The following is a 26084-nucleotide window of genomic DNA, read 5'->3' on the forward strand; positions in this document are numbered from 1 at the left end:
GGTGGCGCGCGGCCCACGTCCGGCGCAACGACCCTACTGCGGGCCCGCTTCCGCGTCCGCGCCCGGGCTGAACGGGTGACGGGTCACCGCCGTGCCGCGGGTGCCACGGGCTGGGCTGAGGGACCTGCGCGCGGAGGCCGGGGGCTCGTACGAGCGCGGTGGCCGGTGTCGGGGATGCCCGCGCCCGACGGCCCCGTCACCGGCGGCGGACCTGCGCCGCCGCCGAGGCCGGCAGGACGCCGCCGGTGGGGGCCCGGAGCCGGGGCCGGAGCACGATCCGGAGGCACCGGGGCGGCGGCGTCCTGTTGCAGTCTCAACGATCATGGGGACAACAGGACACGCACGCAAAGAGTTTCGTGCCCTCAGGTCCGCGCCCGGCCTGCTCATGGGCGTCGCGCCCCGACGGATCGCGGGTGTCAGGAGGCGTGCGTCACCGCAGCAGCCGGTGCACGAGCGGCAGCAGGTCGGCCGGGTCCGCCGCCGCCAGCTGCCGCAGCGTGCCCGCGCGGCGGGCGAGTGCGACGCCGACGAAGGCCGCCGCGAGCAACTCGGCCTTCAGGGCTCCCTGTTCGTCGTCCCGTTCGGCGAAGTGCTCGCGCAGCGGGCCGACGATGCGGCGATCCAGTTCCTCGGCCGCCGCGGCCTGCGCCGCGGGATCGTCGTACGGACGCACCGCCACCTGCGTGACCGGCCCGGGCCCCTGCCGGTCGATGCGCTCGAAGAGCCCGGCGAGCCGGGCGTCGTCGAAGAGGTCGGCGAAGCTCTCCGCGTCGTTCTCCGCGTTCAGCACCGCGATGAACAACTGGGCCTTGCCGCCGAAATACCGCGCGATCATCGACGGGTCGACGCCGGCCCGTTCGCCGATGTCCCGTGCGGTGGTGCGGTCGTAACCGCGCTCTGCGAAGAGTTCCCCGGCGGCCGTCAAAAGACGCTCGCGGCTTGCCGCCGCGTCCCGCCGCCGGGGCTCCGGGCGTCCGGTCGGCACGGGGGCCGGCGCGTGCGTGCCGCGCGGATCACGCGCCGCGGGGCCGGGCTGCCTGGGGTTCGGCGGCATGGACCTCAATCTCCTGTTGCGTCGGTTCGTACCCGCTGCGCCGGCCCGGCCCCCGCCGCGGCGCCGGCGGCCGGCACCGGCCCCGCCGCCTCGGCATCGGCCAGGCCCTCGTCGGCCAGCACCCGGTCGCCCCGGGCGACCGTGCCGGCCGCGGACGCGGCGCGCGTACGGTCTCCCAGGCGCGGGAGCACCAGGGCGACGGCAGCGGTCGCGATCCACATCACACACCCTATGAGACCCGCGACGGTGTACCCGCGATCCTCCGGCAGGGCGCTGCCGGAGGGGGTGTGGGCCGCGAGGACCACGGCGCTGAGCGTGCTGCCGGAGGCGTAGCCGACGTACCGGATGACCTGGTTGAAACTGGTGGCACTGCCCGTCTCCTGGACGGGTACCGCACCGACGATGAGCCCGGGGACGACGGCGAAGATCGCGCCCACGCCGAGGCCGGCGAGCGCCATGACGGTGAAGATCTCCCACAGCGAGCCGTGCGCGAGGCTGAAGGCGCCCAGCGCCAGCAGGCCCACGCCCGAGCCGAGCGCCAGCGCCGTGCCCGAGGACATCCGCGACACCGCTGCCCGGGTGAGGCGCGTCGACACGGCGCTCGCGGCGGAGAACGGCGTGAGCGCCAGGCCGGCCAGGAACACCGACCCGCCCAGGCCGTACCCGCTGTCGGCCGGCGTCTGGATGAAGCGCGTCACCAGGGAGATGGGCAGGTACATCCCCACACCGGCGAGGAGCCCGACGGCATCGGCCGTCAGCACCGCGTTGGTGCGCAGCAGCCGAAGATCCACCAGCGGGTGGGCGGCGCACAGTTCGCGCACCACCCACCCCGCGAGCGCGAGGACGGAGCCGGCGAGCAGGCCCAGCAGCAGCGGGGACGACCAGCCCCAGCCGTCGCCCTCGCTGAGGGCGAGCAGGAAGCCCACGAGCGCGGCACCGAGGAGTACCGCGCCGGACACGTCCACGGGGCGCCGGACCCGCTGCTTCGAGACGGGGACGACGACCGCGGCGACCGTGAGCCCGAGCGCCCCGACGACGGCACCGAACCAGAAGGCCACGTGCAGGCCTCCGAAGCTCGCGATCAGGCCCGTGACCGGATAGCCGAGACCGATGCCCACCACCGTGGTGACCGACAGCACGGCGGCTGCCGGCCGTGCCCGCTCGGCCGGCAGCGCGTCGCGCACGGCAGCGATGCACAGCGGGGTCAGTACGAGGCCGATCCCCTGGAGGGCGCGCCCGGCGAGCAGGAACGCGAAACCGAGGGGGAGCGCGGCGAGCACGGCGCCCGCCGTCACGGCGGCGAGCGAGCCGATGATGACCCTGCGGCGGTGCGGGCCGTCGCCGAGGCGCCCGGCCACCGGGGTGGCGACCGCGGCCACGAGGAAGACGATCGTGAGCGCCCACTGGGCGTCCCCCACGGATATGTGGTCCTGCTGCGCGATCGTCGGGATGAGGGGCGCGCCGAGGCTGCCCACGACCGCGACGACCATGGCGACGAAGATCAGCCCGGGCACCAGGAATCGGTGGGGTGCCGCCTCCGGGGCGAGGGCGTCGCGGGATTTCGGGGGATTCATGCGACAAGCCTACAGGCGATGTCTACGCGTGATGTCTACGCCTGTTGGCCGACGGGGCCGAGGTTCCGCCCGAGGCGCCTCACTCTGCTGGGGGTGCCGCAGGCTGGGGCCCGTCCAAGGGAATGCGGGGCGAGTGCCGGCCGCGCCGGACGGGAGGGCTCCGCCGCCTTCGGCCCGGGCGCCCCCTGCCTCCTGCCCCCGGCGGGCCCGCCCGGCGTCAGCGTCGTGGGTGTCGTGGGTGTCGTGGGTGGGAATGCCCCGCAAGCCGGGCGCACCGACGCCCGCCCGGCTGGCGGTGGCCGATTCCTCGGACAGCGGCGCCCCGGCGTCTCTGTCGGGACCCCTGCACGGCGGCGCCCCGGTGTCCCTGTCGGGACCCCGGGGCGCTCTGCGTCTCTCTTCCCCCGCTCCCGCCGCAACCGCGGCGGGAGCAGGCCGCCTACATGTTGATCATGTGGCCGGCGAGGCCGTGGATGGCCTCCTTGACCGCCTCGCCGAGCGTGGGATGGGCGTGGACGTTGCGGGCGACCTCGGTGACCGTCAGGTCCCACTGCTGGGCCAGGGTCAGTTCGGGAAGGAGCTCGGTGACCTCCGGGCCGATGAGGTGGGCGCCGAGGAGTTCACCGTGCTCACCGTCGCTGATGATCTTGACGAAGCCCACGGGCTGGCCCAGGCCCTGCGCCTTGCCGTTGGCGGTGAACGGGAACTTGGCCACCCGCACGTCGAAGCCCTGCTCGCGTGCCTGGGCCTCCGTCCATCCGAAGCTGGCGACCTGCGGCTGGCAGTAGGTCGCCCGCGGGATCATGGTGTAGTCCAGCTCCATGGTCTCGGCGTCGGCGATGGTCTCCGCCGCGACGACGCCCATGGACTCGGCGGCGTGCGCCAGCATCAGCTTGGCGGTGACGTCCCCGATCGCGAAGATGTGCGGGACATTTGTCCGGCAGCGGCCGTCCACGTCGACGGCGCCGCGCCCGGTCAGTTGGACACCGGTGTTCTCCAGCCCGTAGCCCTCGACGTTCGGGGCGAAGCCGATGGCCTGGAGGACCTTGTCGGTCTCCAGCGTCCGCCGCTCGCCGGCCTTGTCGACGGTCACGGTGACGCGTGAGCCGGAATCGTCGATGGACTGGACGGCGGTGCCCGTCAGGACCTCGATCCCGAGCTTGCGGTAGTGCTTGGCGAGCTCCTTGGAGATCTCCTCGTCCTCCAGCGGGACCATGCGGTCGAGGAACTCGACGATGGTCACCTCGACGCCGTAGCTGCGCAGCACGTAGGCGAACTCCACCCCGATGGCGCCGGCGCCCGCGATGACGATGCTGTCCGGCAGCGACGAGCTCAGGATCTGGCTCTCGTACGTGACGACACGGTCCGAAAGGGCAGTGCCGGGCAGCAGCTTGGGGGTCGCGCCGGCGGCGATGATGCAGTTCCCGAAGGTCACCGTCTCCGTGCGGCCGTCGGAACCGGTGATCGACAGGGTGTGGTCGTCGACGAAGGCGCCCCGCCCGTCGAACTGGGTGATGGCGTTCTTCTTCATGAGGTACTGGACGCCCTTGACCCGGCCCTCGGCGACCTTGCGGCTGCGCCGGTGGGCGGCCCCGTAGTCCGCGGAGACCTCGCCGCCCACGCTGATGCCGTACGCCTCGGCCTCGTTCGTCACGAACTGCACCATCTCGGCGTTGCGCAGGAGCGCCTTGGACGGGATGCAGCCGACGTTGAGGCAGACACCGCCCCAGTACCGTTCCTCGACCACGGCGGTCGACAGGCCGAGTTGCGCACTGCGGACCGCGGCGGTGTAGCCGCCCGGGCCCGCTCCCAGAACGAGGACATCGAAGTGTTGGCTCACAAAAAATCAATCCTCGACCGCCGGGGGTCCGGCGCGCAACCCGACCCGACGGCGCGCCGCCGGCCCGCCCGCCGCGTCCGCACCCCCGCACCCGCGACGGTGAACTGCCCGAAGCGGGAGGCCGTCCCGGACCGGGCCGTCGCAAGGAGCCGTGCGCGTCGCGCGGTTCGTCCTCGGCGGCAGACCCGCCGCGACGAGCCGCCGCAGGCGGACGCACCGTTGACCGGTGACCTCACGCCTGTCCCCTGGTCGTGCGCCGCGTCCGAACTCCGCGGTCGGGCCCGCGCGTCGTGCGGACCGACGATCGCGGTGCCGTCCGAGCGGCCGGCCGGAGAGGCTCGCCGGAGGGGCGGGTGGCGCGACGACGGAGGGCCGGCCGGCCCGACCTCCCGCGACGAAGCCGCCGCCCGATCGCCCGGAACACCCCGGGTGCCGCCAGGTGGTACGTGAATCTTGAGTTACGTCGTGATTCCTGCGACGACGGGACCTTGTCCGGTCGACGTCAGCATGATCGAATTCGGCGATTCCCATCTCTGGAGGCGCCGTGAAGCTGCCGTTCATCCGAAGATCCGCCGTGCCCATCGGCATTGCCGTGGTGGCCACCTTGGCCATCCCCGTTCAGGCGTACGGTGCGGATCCGTCGGGACCGCCCGCGGCAGCGGTCGACGCGTCGGCGCCCGCGCCCGTCACCTTGACGCTGATAACCGGCGACAAGGTGACGGTGACGACGGGCCCCCACGGGGCCCTCTCGGTGGACGCCGTCCGGCGCCCGCCGGGCGCGACCGGTTCGGTGCGCGTGGCCATCGAGGGCGGTGACACCTATGTGTATCCGGACGAGGCCATGGCCTACATCGCCACCGACCACCTCGACAAGCAACTCTTCGACGTCACGCGGCTGCTGGCCCAGGGCTACGACGACGCGCACAGCAGCGCGCTCCCGCTGATCGTCACACGAACGGCGGACGAAGCCTCCCTCACGTCCGAACAGGTCAACGGCCCGGCCGCCCGCCCGGCCGCCTCCTCGCCCGACATCGACCTGCCGGAAGCGCGGACCACACTGAACCTGCCGTCCATCAACGGAGCCGCAGTACGGACCGACCGGTCCGGCTCCGGCGCCTTCTGGTCCGCCCTCACCGGCGCCGGCCGGCACAACGCCCGGCTGTCGTCCCCGGCCCGCACCACCGGGACCGCCGGCACGGGGGACGGCGGGGGCACCACCGCCCCCGCCGCGGCCCCGGCCTTCGCCGACGGCGTCGACAAGGTCTGGCTCGACGGCAGGGCGAGGGCGACCCTCGCCGACACGACCGCCCAGATCGGCGCACCCGCGGTCTGGGCCGCCGGTGGCTCCGGTGCCGGCGTGCGGGTGGCGGTGCTGGACACCGGGGTGGACACCACCCATCCCGACCTGGTGGACCGCGTGGTCGCGTCCAAGAGCTTCATACCGGGCGAGGACATCATCGACCACTACGGCCACGGTACCCACACCGCCTCGACGGTGGCCGGGACCGGCGCGGCCTCCGACGGCAAGGAGCGGGGCGTCGCCCCGGGCGCCGACCTGCTGATCGGCAAGGTCCTCGACAACACCGGATCGGGGGCGACCTCGGGGATCATCGAGGGCATGGAGTGGGCGGCGGAGACCGAACACGCCAAGGTGATCAACATGAGCCTGGGCACCACCGAACTGCACACCCAGGACGATCCGCTGAGCCAGGCGGTGAACCGGTTGAGCGCGGAAACGGGCGCGCTCTTCGTCATCGCCGCGGGCAACGGCGGGAACGGCCCCTACAGCGTCACCTCTCCGGGCACCGCCGACGCCGCGCTGACCGTCGGAGCCGTGGACACCTCCGATCACCTCGCTGATTTCTCCGCCGCCGGACCGCGTATGGGGGACGACGGGCTCAAGCCCGACATGACCGCTCCGGGCGTGGACGTCCTGGCGGCCCGCTCGCAGTACACAAGCGACGGAGAGGGCTACTACATCACGGAGAGCGGCACCTCCATGGCGACGCCCCACGTCGCCGGAGCCGCCGTGCTGCTGGCCCAGAAGCATCCCGACTGGACCGGGCAGCAGATCAAGGACGCGCTGATGAGCAGCAGCGCGCCGACCTCCGACTACAGCCCCTACCAGGCGGGTACCGGCCGGCTGGACGCGGCCGCCGCCTACTTCAAGGACCAGGTCGTCGCCGTCGGCTCGGTGGACGCGGGGCTCGTTCCCTGGGTGCCCGGCAAGCAGCCGAAGCCCATCACACGGAAGATCACGTACACCAACACCACCGGCAAGGCCCTCACGTTGGCCCTCTCGGCCGACTCCGGCACCTCACCCGCAGCGGTGTTCGAACTGGCCGCCGACCACCTCGCCGTGCCGGCGCACGGATCCGCGACGGTCGACATCGTGGTGAGCCCCGGGGGACTGGCTCCGGGTCAGTACGCGGCTCAGGTCACAGCGGCCTACGCGACCGGCGTGGTCCACACCGCCGTCGGGGTCTCGGTCGAGTCCGAGAAGCACGACCTCACCGTCCATCTGGAGGACGGCAAGGGCAGGCCCACGAGCGGAGTGGTCGAGATCACGGGCTCCGACGGAGAGACCCACGCGATGTGGGTCCCGGACGGGACGCTCACCAGTGCCTGGGCCCCCGGCTCCTACACCGTCGTCGCCGAGGCGGACGTCCAGGGTCTGGACGGCGCCCACTCCCTCGGGTACGCGCTGCTGACCGCTCCCGAGGTCGAGCTGACCGCCGACCGGACCGTCGACCTCGACGCGTCGCGAGCACGACGGGTGAAGGTGGCGACGGCGAAGCCCACGAGCGTCGTCGCCGACAGGATCGACGTCTACCGCTCGTTCACGTCGAGTGAGCCCACACCCCAGGACCAGCAGGCCCTGCACCAGATCATCTGGCCCTCGGCCGCCTACGACAGCCTGTGGGCCCTGCCGACCCACGGCAAGGTGAAGCAGGGCAGCTTCGTCTTCACCACCCGGATCCGCGCGCAGCAGCCGCCGCTGGAGATCAGTTACGGCGGGCACAGGCTCGACGACGCCCCGCTGGTGCAGCCCGGCACCCCGCAACTCCCGGACGGCACCGAGGGCCTGGACGCCGTCTTCGCCGGTACCGGATCGCGGGCCGCATACAGCGGGCTGAAGGCCCGCGGCAAGGCGGTGGTCGTACGCAGCAGCGAGGGAGTGACGCCCGCGGATCAGGCGGCCGCGGCGCACGCTGCCGGTGCGGCGATGCTTGTGGTGGTCAACGAAGGCGACGGCCGGTTGAGCGACTGGTACGGCGACCCCGACGGCCGAACCGCCGGGCAGATCCCCGTCGCATCGGTCTCCCTGGACGAGGGAGAGGCGCTGATCAAGGAGATCAGCGGCGCCCGGAAGGGCACGGTGCGGATGAACGTCGAGGCCCATCCTTCGCCGAAGTACCTGTACGACCTGGTCGACTACCACCATGGCGGGGTGCCCGCCGACCCCTCGGCCGCGACGGATCCCGGCAGTCTCGCCCGTATCGATCTCGACTTCGCCCCGCCCTCCGGCGAGCAGGTCATGGAGAGTCGCGAGGACAGCCCGGCCTACGAGTACGGGCCGGCCGCCAACCCGCATGCGGTGTACGGGGAGGTGCGGGTCGCGCCGTTCCCGACGGAGATGGTCGCCCCGGGACCGCGTACCGACTACGTCTCAGCCGGGCACGGCATCAAGTGGCAGCAGTACGCGAGCATCAACGGCTGGCGGACCTACACGGACGTCGTGAGCCCCCGGCCGGGCAGCGAGCAGAAGGACCGCTGGTTCGGCCCCGTCACCCGGCCGCGCATGACCAGCGACGAGATCCCGTACCGCGGCGAGACCTCCATGAGCGGCTACATCATGGGATTCGGTGACGGAGGGTCCGCGCACAGCGGTGATTCCGGCATGATGACGCGGAACTTCGCGCTGTACCAGGGCAACCACCTGCTGACGCAGGGCGGGGTCGTCCCGACGTTCGGCGTCGGAGACCTGGCAACGCGGAAGCTGCCGTACCGCCTGGTCGTCGACACCGCGGGGAGCAGCGAGCTGAGCCCGTACTCCACCACCACGCACACCGAGTGGAGGTTCGACTCCGCAGCCCCCACGGGGGACGTCCAGGCCGCGGCCATACCGCTGATCCAACTGGATTACGGAATCGACCTGGACCTTGCGGGGCGGGCGAAGCGCACCGCGGCCCTCTCCGTCACCCCCACCGTGCTCGGCAGCGACTCCGCCAAGGACGCGACCTCCTCGGTCGAACTCCAGGTCTCCTACGACGACGGGGCGTCCTGGCAGCAGGAGGCCCTGAAGGAGAAGAACGGCACCTGGAAGGGGTCACTCCACGCACCTCGCCACGCCGCCTACGTGTCCGTCCGGCTCACCGCCGAGCAGCACAACGGCGGCGGCGTCACGCAGACCGTCATCCGGGCCTTCGGCCTTCGCTAGACGGATGCCGTGGTGTCCCACCGGCTCTCCCTTCCGGTGGGGCACCATGTGTGCCGTGACGGCAGTGGCTGACGGCAGCGTCGGCGGACGGGCACCGAACGGCGCCGGGCGCAGCGTGTCTGACAGGAGACTTTGGTGTCAGCGACGGGACGGCCCCGGACCGACGTCTTCAGCGCCGAGGCGGCCGACTGCGCGGACCGTGGGACGGCAGCGCGGGATCGGCACCGGCCGTGCTCCGAGGGGAACTCGGCCGGTGCCGGGGTTGCCCCGGGCCGGGCGCGACTGTGCGGACCCGGGGCGGTCTTCGCGGTGAGCGCCCGGGGCGCGGGGCGTCAGCTCAGGACGTGCTTGGCGAACGCCTCCACGACGGCGCCGGCGACGGCCCCGGGTTCCGAGTCCCAGACCTCCTGGTTGAAGATCTCGACCTCGATGTCGCCGCGGTACCCCGCCTCCTGCACCATCGCGGCGACGGCGGGCAGATCGATGTGCCCTTCGCCCATCATGCCGCGGGCGAGCAGGGCGTCGGCCGGCAGCGGTGTGATCCAGTCGTTCACCTGGAACGAGACCAGCCTCCCGCTCCTGCCGGCCCGGTTGATCTGGGCGTTCAGCTCCGGGTCCCACCACACGTGGAACGTGTCGACGACGACACCGACCCCGGCGAACTGCTCGGCGATGTCGAGTGCTTGCCCGAGTGTGGAGACGACACCGCGGTCCGCCGCGTAGAGCGGGTGCATGGGTTCCAACGCGAGGGTGACTCCGCAGGCCCCGGCCTCCTCGGCCAGTTCGGCGATCGCGTCGACGACGCGGAGGCGGGCCTGCGGCAGGTCGCGGTCGGGCAGTCCGCCCGGGACCAGGACGAGTACGGCGGCGGAGCCGGGTGCCGCCCCCGCGGCGAGTTCCGCGGTCTCCTCGATCGCCCGCCGGTTGTCGTCGAGCGCGGCGCGTCGTGCCCGCCCCTCGGCCGCGGTGAAGAAGCCGCCTCGGCACAGGCTGGACAGGCGCAGCCCGGAGCCGGCGAGCAGCCGGACGGCTTCCGCCCGACCGGTGTCGTGGACGGACTCGCGCCACAGGCCGACCGCGGGGATGCCGCTGTCGCGGCACACGCCGAGCGTGGTCCGCAGGTCCGCGTGCTTGACGGTGGCCTGGTTCAGCGAGAGCCGGGGATGTGCTGTCACGGGCGGGTCACTCCCTGCGTGTCGATCCCGAACGTCGCGAGGCAGGCGTGCCACCGGTGTGCGGCAAGGCCGGGGTCCTCGAGCGCGCCCGCCGCGTCGGCGAGCTCGATGAGCCCGGAAAGGTGGGGGAGGCTCCGGGCGGAGTGCAGACCGCCCACCATCGTGAAGCCCGGCTGATGCCCGTTGAGCCACGCCAGGAAGGCCACCCCCGTCTTGTAGTGGTAGGTGGGGGCGCTGAACACGTGCCGCGCCAGCGCCTCCGTGGGACCGAGGACGCGCCGGTACGTCTCTGGCTGCTCCGCGTCCAGTGCCCGGATCGCCGCCGAGGCCTGGGGCGCGACGAGGGCGAAGGCGCCCAGCAGGGCATCGGAGTGCCGTTCGCCGTCTCCGGCGATGAGGTCCACGTAGTTGTAGTCGTCGCCGGTGAACATGGTGGTCTCCGCGGGCAGGCGGGCCCGGAGCGCTCTTTCGTGTCCGGCGTCGAGCAGGCTCATCTTGATCCCGCGCACCGACGACCGGTTGTCGGACATGATCCGCACCACGGTGTCCATGGCGGCTGCCGGGTCGGTGGCACCGAAGTAGCCGGACAGGACGGGGTCGAAGTCGGGCCCCAGCCAGTGCAGGACGACCGGGGCGCCCGCCCTGGCGAGGACCCCGCGGTAGACGCGCTCGTAGTCCGCGGCGGTCTCCGCGGCCCTGACCAGGTGGCGGCTGGCCATCAGGACGACCCCCGCTCCCTGGTCCTCGGCGTGGTGCAGTTGCTCGACGTAGGCGTCGACCACCCGGCTGAGGGAGATCACTTCGTCCTGGACGTGGTCAGTGCTCACGCCGACCACCAGGCTTCCTCCGGCCTCCTTCGCCGCGGCGGCCGAGCGGGCGACGAGCTCCCTGGTGGCCGCGGGGTCGAGGCCCATGTTGCGCTGGGCCGTGTCCATCGCGTCCGCCACGCCCAGGCCCCAGGACCAGAGGTGGCGGCGGAAGCCCAGCGTGGCGTCCCAGTCGATGTCGGCAGGAGCGCCGGGAGTGTTGTCACCCGTGACGCGGGGCACGACGTGCGCCGCCGCGTAGGCGGTGCGTGACCGCAAGGGCGAGACCGGCTTGGAGAGGCTTTCCGGGGCGCGCAGCGTGCGCCGTCCCGTCGAGCCGTTCTCCGCGATCGTGACGACGGCGCTCATCCCTCTGTCCTCCCGGCCTCAGTGGTGATCGTTGTGGTGTGCATGAGGAGCGTCTTCTTGCCGCGCTGCACCACGACGCCGTCCTGGTTGACGACGGCGACGTCGAAGGTGACCAGTCCTTGGCCGGGGTCGTTCCGCCGCTCGCGGGTGTGCTCCACGGTGAACTCGACGTGGATCGTGTCGCCCAGCATGATCGGCGCGGTGAAGCGCCAGTCGGACATCCCCATGAAGGCGATGGCGTTGTGGCCCAGCAGGCCGCCGCCGAACATCAGGCCGTGCGCGTAGGACAGGCCCAGGAGCCCGTGCGCGATGGGGCCTCCGAAGTCCGACCTCCCGGCGAATTCGTGGTCGACGTGCATCGGGGAGAAGTCACCGGTGCTGCCGGCGAACTGGACGACGTCGGACTCCGTGACGGTGCGGGCCCGGGTGACGAAGCGCCGTCCCGTGGTGAGGTCGCTCCAGGAGACTGATGGGTTCATCGTGGTCCTTCCTTGCGGCCGCCCGATGCGGACGGCCGGGTGACGCCTGCGGAAAGAGGACGGGTAACCGGTTACCTCTCTCGTGCGCGTCACCTCGTTCCGTTGTGTGTGTTGGTTTCCGGTCAGCGCCGGGGCGCGTCGGCGACGGAGTCCCGCAGTACGGCGTCCGCGGAGAAGGTGGAGTGGGTGACCTGCGTCGGATCGGCCAGGAGGGTCCGCATCGCCGACCAGGCGGCCTCACCGACCGCATGCTCGTGCATGGTTGCCGTCGTCAGGCGAGGACGCAGCCAGCGTGCGATGGGCGTGTCGTCGAACCCCACCACGGACAGGTCGTCCGGTACCCGCAGATTCAACTGTGCGGCGGCGTTGTACACGACGGCCGCCTGCAGATCGTTCGCCGCCATGATCGCGGTGCACCCCTGCTCCAGCAGCGGTTCCAGCACTCGGCTGTGGTCGGCCTCCGCGTGTCCCAGCGGTACGCGCCAGCTCACGGCCCCCGCCTCCGCGGTCTGCCGCTCGATCAGGGCCCAACGCGCATTGTTCTGCTTGGAGTCGGCGTTGGCGCCGACGAACGCGATGGCCCGGTGCCCGTGCCCGAGCAGGTGGTCCACGAGCCTTCCGGTGGTGTCGAGGGTGTCGGTCACTACGCTGGAGACCCCTTCCACCCCGTCGAGGCGGCGGTTCACCAGCACGGTGGGCTTGCCCACGTCCAGCATCTCGGCCAGGTCGAGCTCGGCCGAGCGCGGGCTGCACACGATCAGGCCGTCAGAGCGCGTCAGCGTCTGCCTGGCGACCTGAGGCTCCGCCTCCGCCGCGTCGAGCGTGTCTCCGACCAGCACATGGAATCCGTCGTCGCGGGCCGCGTGCACCACGGCCTGCACGATGGTGGTGAAGTACTGGTTCCCGAGGTCGGGAACCACCACCCCCACCGTTCCGTTCTTGCCCGTGGCCAGGCTCTTGGCCGCCATGTTGGTCGCGTACCCGAGTCGCCGGGCCGCGTCCATGACCTTGATCCTGGTCTCGCCGACCACGAACTTCGGCGCACCCGCCAGCACGCGGGAGACCGTCGCCACCGAGACCCCGGCCTCCTTGGCGACGTCTCGCACGGTCGGCCTGCGGCCGGACGGAACGGAAGTCATCGCTGAGCAGCCTAACCCAGGAGGTCACATCATCACCCCGCCGCCATTGACGTGGAGCACCTGGCCGTGCAGCTGGACCGACGCCCGGGCGGCGAGGAAGACGACCACCGGCGCGATCTCCTCGGGCGTTGCGATCGCGCCGGTCACGGCGCCCGAGGTGCGCTCCGCCACCCACGCGGGGTCGGCGGCGAGATCTTCGATCAGCGGCGTCAGAACCGGGCCCGGGGCTATGGCGTTGACCCGGATTCCCGGTCCGAGCTCCCGGGCCAGCGCGCGGGTCAGCCCCGCCACCCCCGCCTTCGCGGCGGAGTAGGAGACGAAGTTGCGTGCCCCCTTGAAGGCCAGCTGGGAGGAGACGTTGATGATCACGCCCTGGCCCGCGGCCCGGCGTGCGAAGCGCTGGCACACCAGCATGGGTCCGGTCAGGTCGCCCCGGATGGTGTGGTCCCACTGGTCCTGGGTCATCTCCAGGAACGGAGCCTCTTCCATGAGTCCGGCGTTGTTGACCACCACGGTGCACCGGCCGGCCCGCCGCTCGATCTGCCGGAACATCTCGTCGACCGCTTCCGCGTCCGTCACGTCCGCTTCCACGACCAGGGCGCCGGCACCGGTGGCGGTCAGCTCGGCCGACAGTTCCTCGGCCCGCCCCTCGTCGCCGAGGTGGCCGATGACGACGGTCGCTCCGGCGGTGGCCAGGGCCCGCGCCATGGGACGGCCGAGACCTCCGACGGCCCCGGTGAGCAGCACGACTTCTCCATCGAGCCGGAAAGGGTCACTCATGTCGCCGTCACTCATGTCGCCGGCACCTCCCGCTGCTCCGCCGCTTCCGTCACGGACACGATCGCCTCCTGCCTCAGCCGCCTTCGGCCGATCACCAGACACACAACGGACACCGCGCAGCACAGCGCGAGGAAGAGAGCACAGAGCCACGGCGTACCGCCGCCGACCGACACCAGCGCGGCGGCGATCAGCGGGGCGGGCCCGCCGATGATCGTGCCCGCCAGCTCGCGGCTGACGGCCACGCCGGAGAACCGCACCTCTGGCGGGAACAGGTCCACGAGATAGGCACCCTGCGCACCGGCCATCAGGCCGAAGGACACCGAATAGGTCGCCACGATGGCCAGCACGACGAGGGCCGGCGCCCTGGTGTCGAGCAGGGCGAACATCGGAAACGCGAGGACCAGGCAGTACGCGGCGCCGGCGATGAACACCTTCGGGGTGCCCAGGCGGTCGGCCAGCGCCCCGGCACCGACGGCGAGGAAGGCCCCGACCAGCGACGCGGTCAGCGAGGTGACCAGGGCCAGGGTCTGCGACAGGTCCAGGTCGTCACGCATGTAGCTCAACGCGAAGGTGGTGGTGATGTAGGACATCGCCTGGTGGCCGACCATGGCGCCGAAGCCGAGTGCCGTGGTGCCGGGGTACCGCCGGGCGAGCTGCAGCATCGGCACCTTTTGGGGCTCGGCGTCGTCGGCCCGGGTCTTCGCGGCGACGAATTCGGGGCTTTCCTCGATGCGTCGCCGGATGAAGACCGCGACCATCAGGATCACCGCGCTGATCCAGAACGGGACGCGCCAGCCCCAGGTCAGCAGGATGTGGCCGGGCAGCAGATTCACGACCAGGAAGGCGACGACACCGAGAGCGGAGCCGATCGCGGTCGCCCCGTTGGGCACCGCGGTGGCGAACGCCCGGCGGGACGGACCGACCGTCTCGGAGATGATGGTGATCGTGCCGGCCAGTTCCGCGCCCGCCCCCGCGCCCTGCAACAGCCGCAACAGCACGAGCAGGACGGGTGCCCATATCCCGATCTGGTCGAACGTCGGCAGGCAGCCCATGAGAATGGTCGAGCCGCCCATGAGGACGAGGGTGAACACGAGAGCCGGCTTGCGCCCGAGCCGGTCGCCGAAATTGGCGATCAGGAGCCCCCCGAGCGGGCGGGCGAAGAACCCGATCGCGAAGGTCGCGAACGAGGCCATGGTCGCGGCGGCGTGCGACAGGCTGCTGGAGAAGAACAGCGGGCCGATGACGAGTGCGGACGCCGCGCCGTACAGACCGAAGTCGTACCACTCGACGATGGAGCCGACGGTCCCCGCTGTGAGGACCCTTCGCTCCCGGGCGCGGGCGGGGCCCGCGGAGCTTGGTTCGCGCATGATGAGACTTCCTTGTCTGATCAAAGCCGACGCTGTGACGGAGTCAGTAGGACGCGTCGAACAGCCGGTGGTCCATGGGGGTCATGTCCTCCGCGACGCTGAAGTCGAGGTCGACGTTGGCCCGGATGTCGCGGTCGATGTCGATGCCGGGGGCGACCTCGACGAGTTCGAGTCCGCCCCCGGCGAGCCGGAAGACACACCGTTCGGTGATGAAGACGACTTCCTGGCCGCGCTGCTGCGACAGAGGACCGTTGAAGCAGATCTGCTCGACAGCGGACACGAAGCGCCGGGCCCTGCCCTCGGTCACCACACGCAGCGCGCGGGCCGACCTGTCCCAGGCGACTTCGAGGCCCCCGGCCGTGAGGGTGCCGCTGAAGACCACCTTGGCGGCTGCCTGGCTGATGTTGACGAAGCCACCGACACCGACAATACGGCCACCGAACCTGCTGATGTTCACATCTCCGCGCGCGGAGATCTCCGCGAAGGAGAGGAAAGCGGTGTCCAGGCCCCCGCCGTCGTAGAAGTCGAACTGGTAGGGCTGGTCGATCATGGCCTCGTAGTTGACCGCCGCGCCGGCGTCGAGGCCGCTCATGGGCAGGCCGCCGTTGAGGCCCTGCTCGTTGGTGAGCACCACCGACGAGAGGATTCCCGATTCCGCCGCGGCGATCGACACACCCGTGGAGATGCCGGAACCCAGATTGCACACCGCGCCCGGGCTCAGCTCGCGCGCGGCCCGGCGGGCGATGAGCCCCCGGCTGCCCTTCGGCAGCGCGTCCAGTGTCCCCACGTCCACCCGCTCCTGCCCGGCGAACGCGGGGCTCGACGCCGTGGCGTAGGTGGTGCGCTGGTCAGGATCCAGCACCACGGTGTCGACGAGGAAGTGGGGGATCTTCACCTGCTTCGGCGGGATCGACCCGGCCGGCACCACCCGTGCCACCTGCACAATGACCTGGCCGCCGCTGTTGTGGGCGGCCTGGGCCATGGAGAGCATCTCGCCGAAGTACGCCTCCTCCTCCATGGAGATGTTCCCGCGCTCGTCGGCGGTGGAGCCGCGCAGGAAGGCGACGTCCGGGCGCAGGGGCAGGTAGCGGATATGGGGCGCGCCGTCGATCTCCACCGCCTCGGACGGCGGATCCTCGGCGGGGGCGCCCTGGCTGCCGCCCCCGAGGCGGGGATCGACGAAGGTCCCGACTCCGACATCCGTGAACAGCCCGGGACGGCCGCCGGCGGACTCCCGCATCAGCTGGGAGAGCGAGCCCTGCGGCAGAGTGAACAGCTCGAGATCCTCCCGCGCCGCCGCCTCGGCTATGCCCGGCGCGTCGACGACCGTGCCGCACACGACCCGCCGGAGCAGCCCCTTGTGCCGCAGTCGGTGTGCTCCCTGCTCGTTCTTGTCGCCGATGCCGACCGGATGCACCACCGTGAGGCCGGAGGGCTCCGCGGTCTTCAGATAGTGGGCCTCAAGTGCCCGGATGAGCGCCTCGGGAACGGCGTGTCCGCCACCGGACCCACCGATCACCACAGTGGCCCCGGACGGGACGGCACACACTGCCTCACCGGCCTCCAGAATTCGCACCATGCTCCTTCTCGCTGTTCGGAACGGAAATAGACGGGAACGGGGACCGCGACGTGCGGGAGGAGTTCACCGATGGACAAAACGCGGGGCGCGTTTTTCCAGAAAGGCACGAGCGCCCTCCTGCGCGTCACGGCTCGCGTAGACCTCGGCGATCGCCGCGATCTCGGCGGCCTCTCCCGCCTCGCGCCCCCGTCTCAGCCCCTCACGGACACACCGCTTCGTCGCGCTCATCGCGAGTTTCGGCAGCGCCGCCAGCTCCTCGGCGAGTTCCCGGGCCGCCGACTCCGCCTGTCCGACCGGTGTCACCTGGGACACGAGGCCCCACGCGAGGGCCGTACCGGCATCGATCGCCCGGCCGGTCAGCAGGAGCAGACTCGCCCTTCCGGCTCCGACGAGCGCGGGCAGGCGCTGGGTCCCGCCACCCGAGGCGAAGACGCCGATCCGCACTTCGGGCAGCCCGAAGCGCGCTTCCGCGTCGGCGACCCGAAGATCCGCGGTCAGGGCCAGTTCGAGGCCCCCGCCGAGGACGTCGCCCCGCAGCGCCGCCACGAGGGGCTGCGGCAGCGACTCGAGGGCCCGGTAAGCAGCGTGTTCACTCTCCGAGACCACCCGGCCTTCGACCGCGTCGTGAGGGAAGGTCGTGATGTCGGACCCCACGGAGAAGGCGCGCTCCCCAGCTGCGCACAGCATCACGGCTCGCACGTCGCTCCGTGCCGCGACCGCCTCGGCGGCCTCCTTCAAGGCGTGCCGCATGGGCCCGGTCAGTGTGTTCAGCGGAGGATTGTCGAGCCGGATGGTCGCCACTGCGCCCTCGACTTCAAGCTCAACGCTGTCACGCGGCATCAGTACCCTCCTCCAGGTAACCGGTTACCCGGGACCATACCTCCGGGTTCGCCGGTGAACAAGAGGTGTAGAACTGCCCAGAGGGTCTTTGGCGTGGGCGGATGGGCGGATTACCGCCGGTGTGTCAGTAGGTGGCTCGCCGGGTCGTGATCGAGGCGGCCGTCGTCAAGCCCGCCGCCGCTGCCCTTGAGCCGCGAACCCCGGCAACGGCGGCAGGCCCACCTGGGGCCGCCGTTCCGCCCCTCCAGTTGCAGGTCACGGTGGGTGCGGTGGTTCGGGGTGGACGGAACGCCGCTGTGCGTGCGGCTGGGTGGGCGTGGTCGCGGCGCCGGTGGCGGGCGCGGGTCACTGCGCGGCGGTGTTCCCGCCGGCGCGAGCGGGCGGGAACGTGTCGGAGGCGCACGTGGCGCGGGGCGCACGGGGCGCGGGGCGCACGTGGCACGTGGCGTGCGGGCCGAGGGGCCTTCTCGCCCCTCGGCCCGTACCGCGCGGCCACGGCCTGCGCGGTACGCCCTGGCCCGCGCAGGCACGCGCGAGCTGCCCGCACGGCGTGGACGCGTTCGCGCAGCGGCCCATCCCGTACTCCGAGGAGCGTCGCGGAACGGAGCCCCCTCCGGCCGCGACAGGCGCAGCCGCAGTCCCCACCCTCCGACAGGAGGGCGCCGACGGGGCCGACCTCAGGCCGGCTTGCGCCATACGGAGACGTGCTTCGCGGAGTCCTGAGTGAACGGAGTACCGTCCCAGTCCGCCACGCGACGTTCCAGCTCGAGCCCGGCGATCCGTGCCATCAGGTCGAGCTCCGCGGGCCAGGCGTACCGGTGCCGGGAGTGATCGCGACGGTAGCGGCCGTCGTCGCCGTCGCACGTGAAGTGGTGCGAGACGAGCATCTGCTCGACCAGGTCGAAGGTGTCGAAGCCGAGATGCCGCTGGGAGACGTCGAACGGCACCGCGACCTGGCCGGGCGGCAGGAGCCGCAGCGGCGGCACGCCCAGCTCGATGACGAACCGGCCGCCGGGCTCCAGATGCCGTGCGGCGTTGCGGAAGCACTCGACCTGCTCGTGCTGCGTGAGCAGGTTCGTGATGGTGTTGTAGACGAGGTAGACCAGGGTGAACCCGCCCGGAACGAAGGTGGTGGCCATGTCTCCGACGACAACCGGGAGGGTGTCCTCGTCGATCTTGCGCCGCAGCACCGCTGCCATGTGCTCGGACAGTTCGATGCCTGCCACCGGAACGCCACGTTCCCGCAGCGGGACGCCCACGCGCCCGGTTCCGATGGCGAACTCCAATGCCCGGCCGTCACCGGCGAGTTCGGCGAGGAAGGCGAGGGTCGGACCGAGAACGGCAGCTGAGGACGCTCCGGCCTCCTCCGCGTCGTAGCGGTCGGCGGTTGCGCGGGTCCACAGTTCACTGCTCGTCACGAGTGGCCACGGTGCCGGGTTCCGAGGGGCGCTGTCCACGTATTTTTGGTATTCGGATCTCCGTGGCGCGGCGAACGCCGCCCACCATTCGGCGTCGTCCTGCCGGGGCTTCGGCCGGATCGCCCCGCACCCCGGGATCATCGGTCCCGGGTATCCGTCCCACTCGAAGATCATTTCGTTCGGAGCTCCAAGAGCCCGCGCCGAGATGGGCGTTGGGCTGGACACTGGACGGGTACGTGTGAATGTGCGGCGGTCCAGGGAAGGTCGCGCTCGGCTCTGCCGAAGGGGAAGAGGACCGGTACCGTCGACGTGCCCTCCTCATGCCGGATGCCGGCAGTGAGGGGCACGCCGCCATCGGCCGAACACAGGGGGAGTGAGGCGTCTCTTCGAAGGCACCCGTGATACACGGCAAACAGGACGGGTGACCTGGGAGTATGTTGAATGAGGTGACTGCGACCCGCTATGTCACGCCCTTGCTGAGGCGGGTCGCTTCCCGGGGATCGTGGAGGCTGACGACCTCGGGCGTACGTCCTGAAGTCCTGCAGCCCCGGGCGATCTGTGCGTCCCGCCGCCGTTACGACACGGCCCGTGCGAGGCGACCCCCTCGCCCCTGAGCCGCAGCAGCTCCAGTGCTCCGGCCGGGGAGTTTCGCCGTGGTGTGGTCAGTACGACGCGGCCGCGGGATGCTCCCGAGACCACCATGGCGTGTGGCTTCCTCTGCTCGCGGGAGGCGTAGGACGCGGGGCGTGGCGGGGGCGGTTGAGGCGCCGGCGTTGAGCGGTTCCGGCGTCGGAAGCAGGGCGAGCCGCGATCTCAGGGGTGGCGGGGCGGGAGGATCGCGGTGTCGAGGAAGAAGGTGTCGATGCTCTGCACGGAGTCGATGAACTCGTCGAGGTTGACTGGCTTGGTGACGTAGGCGTTGGCGTGCTGGCGGTAGGCGTCCTCGATGTCGTCGGGCGCGGCGGAGGTGGTCAGCACGACGACGGGGATGCTGCTGAGGGCGGGGTCGTCCTTGAGGACGGCGAGGAGTTCGCGGCCGTTCATGCGGGGGATGTTCAGGTCCAGCACGATGAGGTCGGGGCGCTCGTTGCCGGCTGAGCGCAGGTGTTCCAGGGCGGCGAGGCCGTCGTGGACCTGGGTGATGCCGCGGGCCATGCCGTGCTCGCTCAGGGCGTCCTGGATGAGGAGCGCGTCGCCGGGATCGTCCTCGACGAGCAGGACGCTGTAGGTGCGGTGGCTGTCGAGCAGGTCCATGGCGGGGCTCCTCGTGCTGGAGGCCGGAAGGGGCCGGGTGGGGGGCTGTGCGGTGAAGACCAGGCCGGGCCAGCGGCGGCGTGCGCCTTGGCGGGTGATGCCCCAGGCATCGCCGAGCTGCGGATAGCCGGCGCCGGCGAGGGCCGCGGCGCGGGCTTCGAGTTCCGCGCAGTGCTCGACGGCGGCGCGCAGGTGCGCGAGCGCCCGCAGCCGGGCGAGGCAGGCATCGGCGTCGCCCTGTTCCCCAGTCCCCGCCGGAGCAGGCGCCTGACCGGCCAGGTTGCGGGCGAGGTCCGCCAACGCCTGCCGCGCCAGGTCCTGCGTCGGCTGGTCGGTGCCTGTCCGGCTGGGGGGGTCCGGGGTCATGCCCGCACGATATCCGCCCCCACACATGCCCGACAACAACTGTTGTCGTTCGGTAGTAGTCTGTGCCGCGCCAGCGGGAGCTGGCGCGGTCAGGGAGGCACGTGTGACGGTTGAGGCTCACCCGGACCCGTCGGCCGGTCGGAGGCTTGTGGCGGGCTGGACGACGCGTCGCTGGCTGGCGTGGGGGACCGCGGGCGCGTTCGTCGTCTTCCTCGGCTTGTCCGCACTGGGCACGTGGACGCTCGCTCACTCCACCGCGATCAACAACCGCCTGGTCGATCACTCGACGCCGGCGCTGATCGCCTCCACACGTCTGGAGGGAGCCGTCCTCGAACAGGAGAGCGCGATCAGCGCCTACGGGGCAACGGGCCGCTCCTCCTTCCTCGCAGGCTATCGAGACGCGAGGAACCGCCAGGACGCCGCCGTGAAGCAGCTGACTGCCCTGGCCCGTGCCGATCCCGCCACCGCGCGGGACCTCGACCGGGTCCGCGGGCGGATCGCCACCTGGCAGCACGACTTCGCGGAAGCGATCGCCGAGGCCGAGAACCCGCGCAGCGCCGCGGCCGATCGCGGATCCGCAGACGCGAGTGCCTTCGCCCCGGTGCGCGCCGCCCTGGGCCGCCAGCAGGACGCTCAGCAGGCCCAGCGGGCCGGCGCCCGCAGAGACCTCGCCGACGCCCGCACCCTGCGCAACGCGACCTTCAGCGCCATAGCCGCGGTCCTGACCGCCCTCTTCGTGCTCGTCTTCGTGGCCCTGCGCCAGGGCGTGACCCGTCCCATGGATCGCCTCTCCGCCGATGTGCGCACCGTCGCGCACGGCGATTTCACCCATCCCGTCACCGGCACCGGGCCGGCCGACTTCCGGCTCCTGGCCGCGGACGTGGAGGCCATGCGCCGGCGCCTGACCGCCGAGCTGGGCTTCAGCCAGGACGCGCGCGCCCGCATGGACGAGCAGGCCACGGAACTGCGCCGATCCAACGCCGAACTGGAGCAGTTCGCCTACGTCGCCTCCCACGACCTGCAAGAACCCCTGCGCAAGGTCGCCAGCTTCTGCCAGCTCCTGGAGCGCCGCTACGCCGCCGAACTCGACGAGCGGGCCCGCACGTACATCCACTTCGCCGTCGACGGCGCCCAGCGCATGCAGACCCTCATCAACGACCTCCTGGACTTCTCCCGCGTCGGGCGCCTCCACACCGACCGCACCCGCGTCGACCTGGAGAAGACCTTCACGGACGCGCACGACGCGCTCGGCCTGGCGATCGAAGACGGCGGCGCCCGCGTCACCCACGACGTGCTGCCCACCGTGGACGCGGACCCCACGCAGATGGGCATGCTCCTGCAGAACCTGATCAGCAACGCCCTGAAATTCCGGGCCCCCGAGCGAGCCCCGCGCGTCCACCTCTCCGCCCGCCCCGACGAAGCGGGCCTGTGGCGTTTCGAACTGGCCGACAACGGCATCGGCATCGGTCCGGATCAGACCGAACGCGTCTTCGTCATCTTCCAGCGCCTGCACACCCGCGAGCAGTATCCCGGCAACGGCATCGGGCTGGCCCTGTGCAAGAAGATCGTCGAATACCACGGCGGCACCATAGGCGTCGACTCTGATCACACACCCGGCCTCAAGATCTTTTTTACGCTTCCCGTTTCGGAAGCGACCACGGATGACCATGACGGGCGCGAAGATTCTCCGCAATGAAACTAGTTCTGCCCCTTTTCGACTCACTCGAATAGGTGAATGTGCAACTACCGCCTCGACTCGCGTCAACTGGCCTGCCTAGCCTCACGGTTGAGCGTGCAAATGAATATGCCATTCGAGAACGGGGGTGGGGCGACGCATGAACACCTGGAACAGCCGCGCGGCCTGCAAGGACCAACCGGACGTGATGTTCGTCCAGGGGGCCGAGCAGCACCGCGCGAAGACGGTCTGCGGCAGCTGCCCCGTGGAGACCGAGTGCCTGGGCTACGCCCTCGACCAGCGAATCGAGTTCGGCGTGTGGGGAGGCATGACGGAACGGGAGCGACGTGCCCTCCTCAGGCGCCGACCGCACGTCACCTCGTGGAAGCGCCTCCTCACCGACGCGCGCGCCCAGGCCCCGACGCCGGACAGTTCTCCGGCCGCCGCCTTCTCGACTCGTTAGCAACCGCCCCCGTACTCCGGGCATCCGGCCGGCCCGCGGCCCGGGCCATGTCCGCCCACCCGCCGACGGGTGGCGCCGGGGCACATACGACCTCCCGCCGCCGGCTCCGCCCCCGCACGGCACTCGTCACCCGCGGGCTCAGCGCATGTGCCGGCAACGGCCTGCCCCGCGACCACGCGGATCCCTGAGGACGAGACGCCGGCGGGCCGGCCGGAGACGCCCGGACGGCACCGCGCGAGGCTGGTCGACGCAAGCCAGGGCGCGGTTCTCAGGCGGGTGCGACCCGGGCCTCGACGGCGGCGGGCAGGGAGCGGACGAGTTCGTCTCCCAGGCGTTCGAAGACGCGGCGCATGAAGGGGTCGGCCAGCTTGGCCAGGCCGTTGAACGTGACGGTCGCGTGGTAGACGACGAGAGTCGTCGTGCCCTGGTATTCGAAGGTGAGGTCGTCGGTGGATGTCGCCGTGTCGTTGGTGCCGACGAACGTCAGCCGGTCCGCCTCCATCCGGGTGAGCCGGTAGGTCAGAGACGTGCGCCGGCCGCGCAGCTCGGAGACGTTGTGCCACACCGCGCCGACCTCGACGGGACCTTGGTCCTGGCGGGTGCACTCCCGTGTGCCCGGATCCCACTCCGTCGCATGGGAGAAGTCGGCCAGGTAGGCGACCACCGCGTCGAGCGGCCTGTCGACAGTCATCGAGCGCACGACGTGGACCATGGTGGACACCTGTCTGTCGAAGGAGGCCGGCTCTCGCGGCCGGGCGGCGGTCGCGTGTCACCGAGTACCCGCCCGGACCTGGCCGATGCTCGTGCGCGAGCGTGCGCGTCGGGCCGGGCATCTGCCGCGGTCCGCGGCGGCCCCGCGTCGGCTGCCGGCCACCCCACGCTTGCACCGCCCTCGGCGGCTCGGGGCCGGCGGCACGGGGCGACCGGGCGGCGGAGGCGAACGGGTGCCGCCCTGGGGCCCCCTTGTGCGGCCGCGGGGAGCGGCGGGCGGGTCGAGGCTCGCATACGGGCAGGCGGAAACGGAGGGTGCCGAGTGCGTCGAAGCGCCGACTCCGCGCCGCTGCCCGCCGATCCTCGGCAGCCGGTGCCGGCCGTGGGCGAGACGGAGCCGAGGAGCCGACCGGCGGGCCTGGCCGAGGCGTGCTTGGGACAGAAGTCGGCGTGCCCCGCGGTCCTGGGCAGCTGTGCGTTCCGGGCGCGCGGGCAGCCGCGCGCGCAACCCCTCGACCTGCGCCCTGAGGCCGTGGGCGTCCTGCTCCAGGGCGGAACCGGCAGCGCCTGGCGGGTATGCGACGGTGATCCCGCTCATCGGCCCGGGAATCCGAGCCCGGCACGGCGTCCACGGCGGCGATCAGGCTCAGGGGCCGCCGGTCCAGGTGGCTTCGATCCACTCCAGGCAGGCGGCCCGGGTGTCCTCGTCGTGGGCGACGGTCCAGCCTTCGGGCACGTCGGCGAAGACGGGCCAGAGCCGATACCGGCCTTCGTCGTCGACCGGCACGAGGAAGCGTCCCTCCGGGTCCTCGAACGGGTTGGTCATGGCGCGTCCGCCTTCCTGCTGCCCCATTGTCGAGACAACGACTGGGTTTTTCCCGGTAGTTGTCCGGGCCTCAGGTTTCTCGGGGCTGCTCCCCGAGGCGACCGGCCGACTTCGGGACCCGGCGGTCGGGCTGCCGCCCACTTCCTGTCGACGGCCCCGCACGGTGAACACGCGGAACACCCCCTCCTGGAAACCCGCGCCGGCCGCGGCCGGCGTGATCCCGGCGCATGCGCGGGGCGAGCCCTGGCAGCGGGCCGCGGCCGCACGGGCCGCTTCGACGTGCTGCGGCATGCGTACGCCTCGATATGCCGAGGCCGGGGAGTCCGCCGTGACCTTGGCGCGTCTGCTCGGGCACTCCTCGCCCTCGATCACCCTCGGTTACTATGCTCACCTCGTGCCCGAGGCCGGTGGCAAGGGGCGGGCCGTCCTCGATCGAACGCCGGGGGAGCGACGGTGGCCGGCAGGCCGGTCACAACTCCCCGGATTCTCCCCGGCTCCGCCGGAGGGTGCTGCGCTCTGTCGCACCCCTCGGGAAGCGACCATGGAATGCAAGGTGTATGAGATGGATGGCCCAGGAAATGCTGAATGAGGTGACGGCGACCCGCTATGTCACGCCCCTGCGTGAAGGCGGGTCGCTCCCCGGGATCGTCGAGGCCGACGACCTCGGCACGTACGTCATGAAGTTCACCGGTGCCGGGCAGGGGCGCAAGACGCTCGTCGCCGAGATCATCTGCGGCGAGCTCGGGCGCAGCCTCGGACTGCGGGTGCCGGAGCTGGTCCTCATGCAGCTCGACCCCGTCATCGGCCTGTCCGAGCCCGACCAGGAGGTCCAGGAGCTGCTGAAGGCCAGCGGCGGCCTGAACCTCGGCATGGACTTCCTGCCGGGATCACTCGGCTTCGACCCGCTGGCGTACGAGGTCGGCCCGGCGGAGGCGGGGCGGGTGGTCTGGTTCGACGCGCTGATCAACAACGTCGACCGCTCGTGGCGCAACCCGAACATGCTCGTGTGGCACGGCGACCTGTACCTCATCGACCACGGCGCCACCATGATCTGGCACCACAACTGGCCCACCGCCGAGGCCTCCGCCGCGAAGCCGTACAACGCCTCCGACCACGCGCTCGCGCCCTTCGTGCCGGACGTCGCGGCGGCCGCCGCCGAACTCGCCCCCCGGGTCACCGAGGAGCTGCTGACGGAGATCACGGCGGCCGTGCCCGACGAGTGGCTGGTCGACGAGCCCGGCTTCACGACCGCGGACGACGTCCGGCGCGCCTACGTCGCCCCGCTCCTGGCCAGGGCCGCCACCGTCCACGAACGGATCGTCATGGACGCACCCACCACGACGCGCCCCTCCCAGGCTCCCGGCTGGCTCGCGGCCCGCCTGCGGCCCACGGGCCCCGACGGACAGGACGGCGGCCGATGAGCGCGCGGGACGTCTACGAGTACGCGCTGCTGCGCGTGGTGCCGCGTGTGGAGCGCGGCGAGTGCTGCAACGCGGGCGTGATCCTCTACTGCCGGGCGCGGTCGTTCATCGCCGCGCGGACCCATCTCGACGAGGCGCGCCTGCTGGCCCTCGACCCGACGGTCGACCTGGCCGGCGTGCGCTCCGCGCTGGCGGCCGTCGAGTCCGTCTGCGACGGAGGTGTCGGAGCGGGGCAGGCGAGCGGGGACGACCCCGGTCGCCGGTTCCGCTGGCTGATCGCGCCGCGCTCGACGGTCGTCCAGCCCGGCCCCGTCCACACGGGGCTGACGGCCGACCCCAAGGCGGAGGCCGAACGCCTGCTGGCGCTGCTGGTGCGCTGAGGCGGCCGGTGCGGCGGCCCCTCCGAGGGGCTCCGGGGCTGCTCCGGGCCCCGCGCCGCCCCCGGTGCGGGGCCTGTGCCGTTCCCCGCGTCCGGCCCGCGCCGATCCCGGGCCGGACGCCGTCGGC

Annotated in this window: 20 protein-coding genes; 5 read left to right on the plus strand and 15 right to left on the minus strand. The window is 71.8% G+C overall.

Features of this window, described 5'->3' with window-relative positions; translation table 11 throughout:
• Positions 1-430: 430 nt before the first annotated feature.
• The 3 genes from L1885_RS05530 to lpdA all read right to left on the minus strand — a co-directional run bounded on the left by L1885_RS05530 (position 431) and on the right by lpdA (position 4468).
• The gene (locus L1885_RS05530; RefSeq protein WP_235795834.1) at positions 431-1054 is read right to left on the minus strand and encodes a helix-turn-helix domain-containing protein; all 624 of its coding nucleotides are present in this window, start codon (positions 1052-1054) and stop codon (positions 431-433) included.
• Between the two features lie 5 nt (positions 1055-1059).
• On the minus strand, positions 1060-2628 hold the full coding sequence (locus tag L1885_RS05535) for an MFS transporter (RefSeq protein WP_235795835.1): 1569 nt from the start codon (positions 2626-2628) through the stop codon (positions 1060-1062).
• 439 nt (positions 2629-3067) lie between these two features.
• On the minus strand, positions 3068-4468 hold the full coding sequence (gene lpdA, locus L1885_RS05540; RefSeq protein WP_235795836.1) for a dihydrolipoyl dehydrogenase: 1401 nt from the start codon (positions 4466-4468) through the stop codon (positions 3068-3070).
• 574 nt (positions 4469-5042) lie between these two features.
• Between lpdA and L1885_RS05545 the strand changes: the two genes are divergently transcribed.
• Complete coding sequence (locus tag L1885_RS05545; protein ID WP_235795837.1) at positions 5043-8909, plus strand: S8 family serine peptidase; 3867 nt, start codon at positions 5043-5045, stop codon at positions 8907-8909.
• Positions 8910-9241: 332 nt separating this feature from the next.
• On the opposite strand, the gene L1885_RS05550 is transcribed toward L1885_RS05545, so the two are convergent.
• The 10 genes from L1885_RS05550 to L1885_RS05595 all read right to left on the minus strand — a co-directional run bounded on the left by L1885_RS05550 (position 9242) and on the right by L1885_RS05595 (position 20481).
• Complete coding sequence (locus L1885_RS05550; protein WP_235795838.1) at positions 9242-10084, minus strand: sugar phosphate isomerase/epimerase family protein; 843 nt, start codon at positions 10082-10084, stop codon at positions 9242-9244.
• Positions 10081-11259, minus strand: a complete 1179-nt coding sequence (locus L1885_RS05555) for a dihydrodipicolinate synthase family protein (protein WP_235795839.1) — start codon at positions 11257-11259, stop codon at positions 10081-10083. The genes L1885_RS05550 and L1885_RS05555 overlap by 4 nt, the downstream gene beginning before the upstream one ends.
• Positions 11256-11738, minus strand: a complete 483-nt coding sequence (locus L1885_RS05560; RefSeq protein WP_235795840.1) for a MaoC/PaaZ C-terminal domain-containing protein — start codon at positions 11736-11738, stop codon at positions 11256-11258. The genes L1885_RS05555 and L1885_RS05560 overlap by 4 nt, the downstream gene beginning before the upstream one ends.
• A 122-nt stretch (positions 11739-11860) precedes the next feature.
• A complete protein-coding gene (locus L1885_RS05565) occupies positions 11861-12877 on the minus strand; it encodes a LacI family DNA-binding transcriptional regulator (protein ID WP_235795841.1) in 1017 nt (338 codons plus the stop codon).
• A gap of 24 nt (positions 12878-12901) precedes the next feature.
• Complete coding sequence (locus L1885_RS05570) at positions 12902-13657, minus strand: SDR family NAD(P)-dependent oxidoreductase (RefSeq protein WP_235795842.1); 756 nt, start codon at positions 13655-13657, stop codon at positions 12902-12904.
• Between the two features lie 11 nt (positions 13658-13668).
• Complete coding sequence (locus L1885_RS05575; protein ID WP_235795843.1) at positions 13669-15024, minus strand: MFS transporter; 1356 nt, start codon at positions 15022-15024, stop codon at positions 13669-13671.
• 43 nt (positions 15025-15067) lie between these two features.
• The gene (locus L1885_RS05580) at positions 15068-16603 is read right to left on the minus strand and encodes an acyl CoA:acetate/3-ketoacid CoA transferase (protein ID WP_235795844.1); all 1536 of its coding nucleotides are present in this window, start codon (positions 16601-16603) and stop codon (positions 15068-15070) included.
• Positions 16604-16666: 63 nt separating this feature from the next.
• The gene (locus L1885_RS05585) at positions 16667-17443 is read right to left on the minus strand and encodes an enoyl-CoA hydratase/isomerase family protein (RefSeq protein WP_235795845.1); all 777 of its coding nucleotides are present in this window, start codon (positions 17441-17443) and stop codon (positions 16667-16669) included.
• A 677-nt stretch (positions 17444-18120) separates the two neighbouring features.
• The gene (locus tag L1885_RS05590) at positions 18121-18861 is read right to left on the minus strand and encodes a class I SAM-dependent DNA methyltransferase (RefSeq protein ID WP_235795846.1); all 741 of its coding nucleotides are present in this window, start codon (positions 18859-18861) and stop codon (positions 18121-18123) included.
• An 813-nt stretch (positions 18862-19674) separates the two neighbouring features.
• Positions 19675-20481: a response regulator gene (locus tag L1885_RS05595; RefSeq protein WP_235795847.1), complete on the minus strand. Its 807-nt coding sequence runs from the start codon at positions 20479-20481 to the stop codon at positions 19675-19677.
• A 103-nt stretch (positions 20482-20584) separates the two neighbouring features.
• Here L1885_RS05595 and L1885_RS05600 point away from each other — a divergent pair, with 103 nt between their 5' ends.
• Together L1885_RS05600 and L1885_RS05605 are read left to right on the plus strand one after the other, a co-directional pair.
• On the plus strand, positions 20585-22177 hold the full coding sequence (locus L1885_RS05600; protein WP_235795848.1) for a sensor histidine kinase: 1593 nt from the start codon (positions 20585-20587) through the stop codon (positions 22175-22177).
• A gap of 139 nt (positions 22178-22316) precedes the next feature.
• A complete protein-coding gene (locus tag L1885_RS05605) occupies positions 22317-22619 on the plus strand; it encodes a WhiB family transcriptional regulator (protein WP_235795849.1) in 303 nt (100 codons plus the stop codon).
• Positions 22620-22887: 268 nt separating this feature from the next.
• Here the strand turns inward: L1885_RS05605 and L1885_RS05610 are convergent, their stop codons facing one another.
• Positions 22888-23331 (minus strand): SRPBCC family protein, encoded by a 444-nt coding sequence (locus L1885_RS05610; RefSeq protein WP_235795851.1) that lies wholly within the window; start codon positions 23329-23331, stop codon positions 22888-22890.
• Between the two features lie 645 nt (positions 23332-23976).
• Complete coding sequence (locus L1885_RS05615) at positions 23977-24156, minus strand: MbtH family protein (protein WP_372481862.1); 180 nt, start codon at positions 24154-24156, stop codon at positions 23977-23979.
• 578 nt (positions 24157-24734) lie between these two features.
• On the opposite strand from L1885_RS05615, the gene L1885_RS05620 reads away from it, so the two are divergent.
• Positions 24735-25577: a HipA family kinase gene (locus L1885_RS05620; RefSeq protein WP_235795852.1), complete on the plus strand. Its 843-nt coding sequence runs from the start codon at positions 24735-24737 to the stop codon at positions 25575-25577.
• Complete coding sequence (locus L1885_RS05625; protein ID WP_235795850.1) at positions 25574-25957, plus strand: DUF3037 domain-containing protein; 384 nt, start codon at positions 25574-25576, stop codon at positions 25955-25957. The genes L1885_RS05620 and L1885_RS05625 overlap by 4 nt, the downstream gene beginning before the upstream one ends.
• The last annotated feature ends 127 nt before the right edge of the window (positions 25958-26084 follow it).

This window comes from Streptomyces fuscigenes, assembly GCF_021556455.1.
In the GTDB taxonomy this organism is placed as follows: Bacteria; Actinomycetota; Actinomycetes; order Streptomycetales; family Streptomycetaceae; genus Streptomyces; species Streptomyces fuscigenes.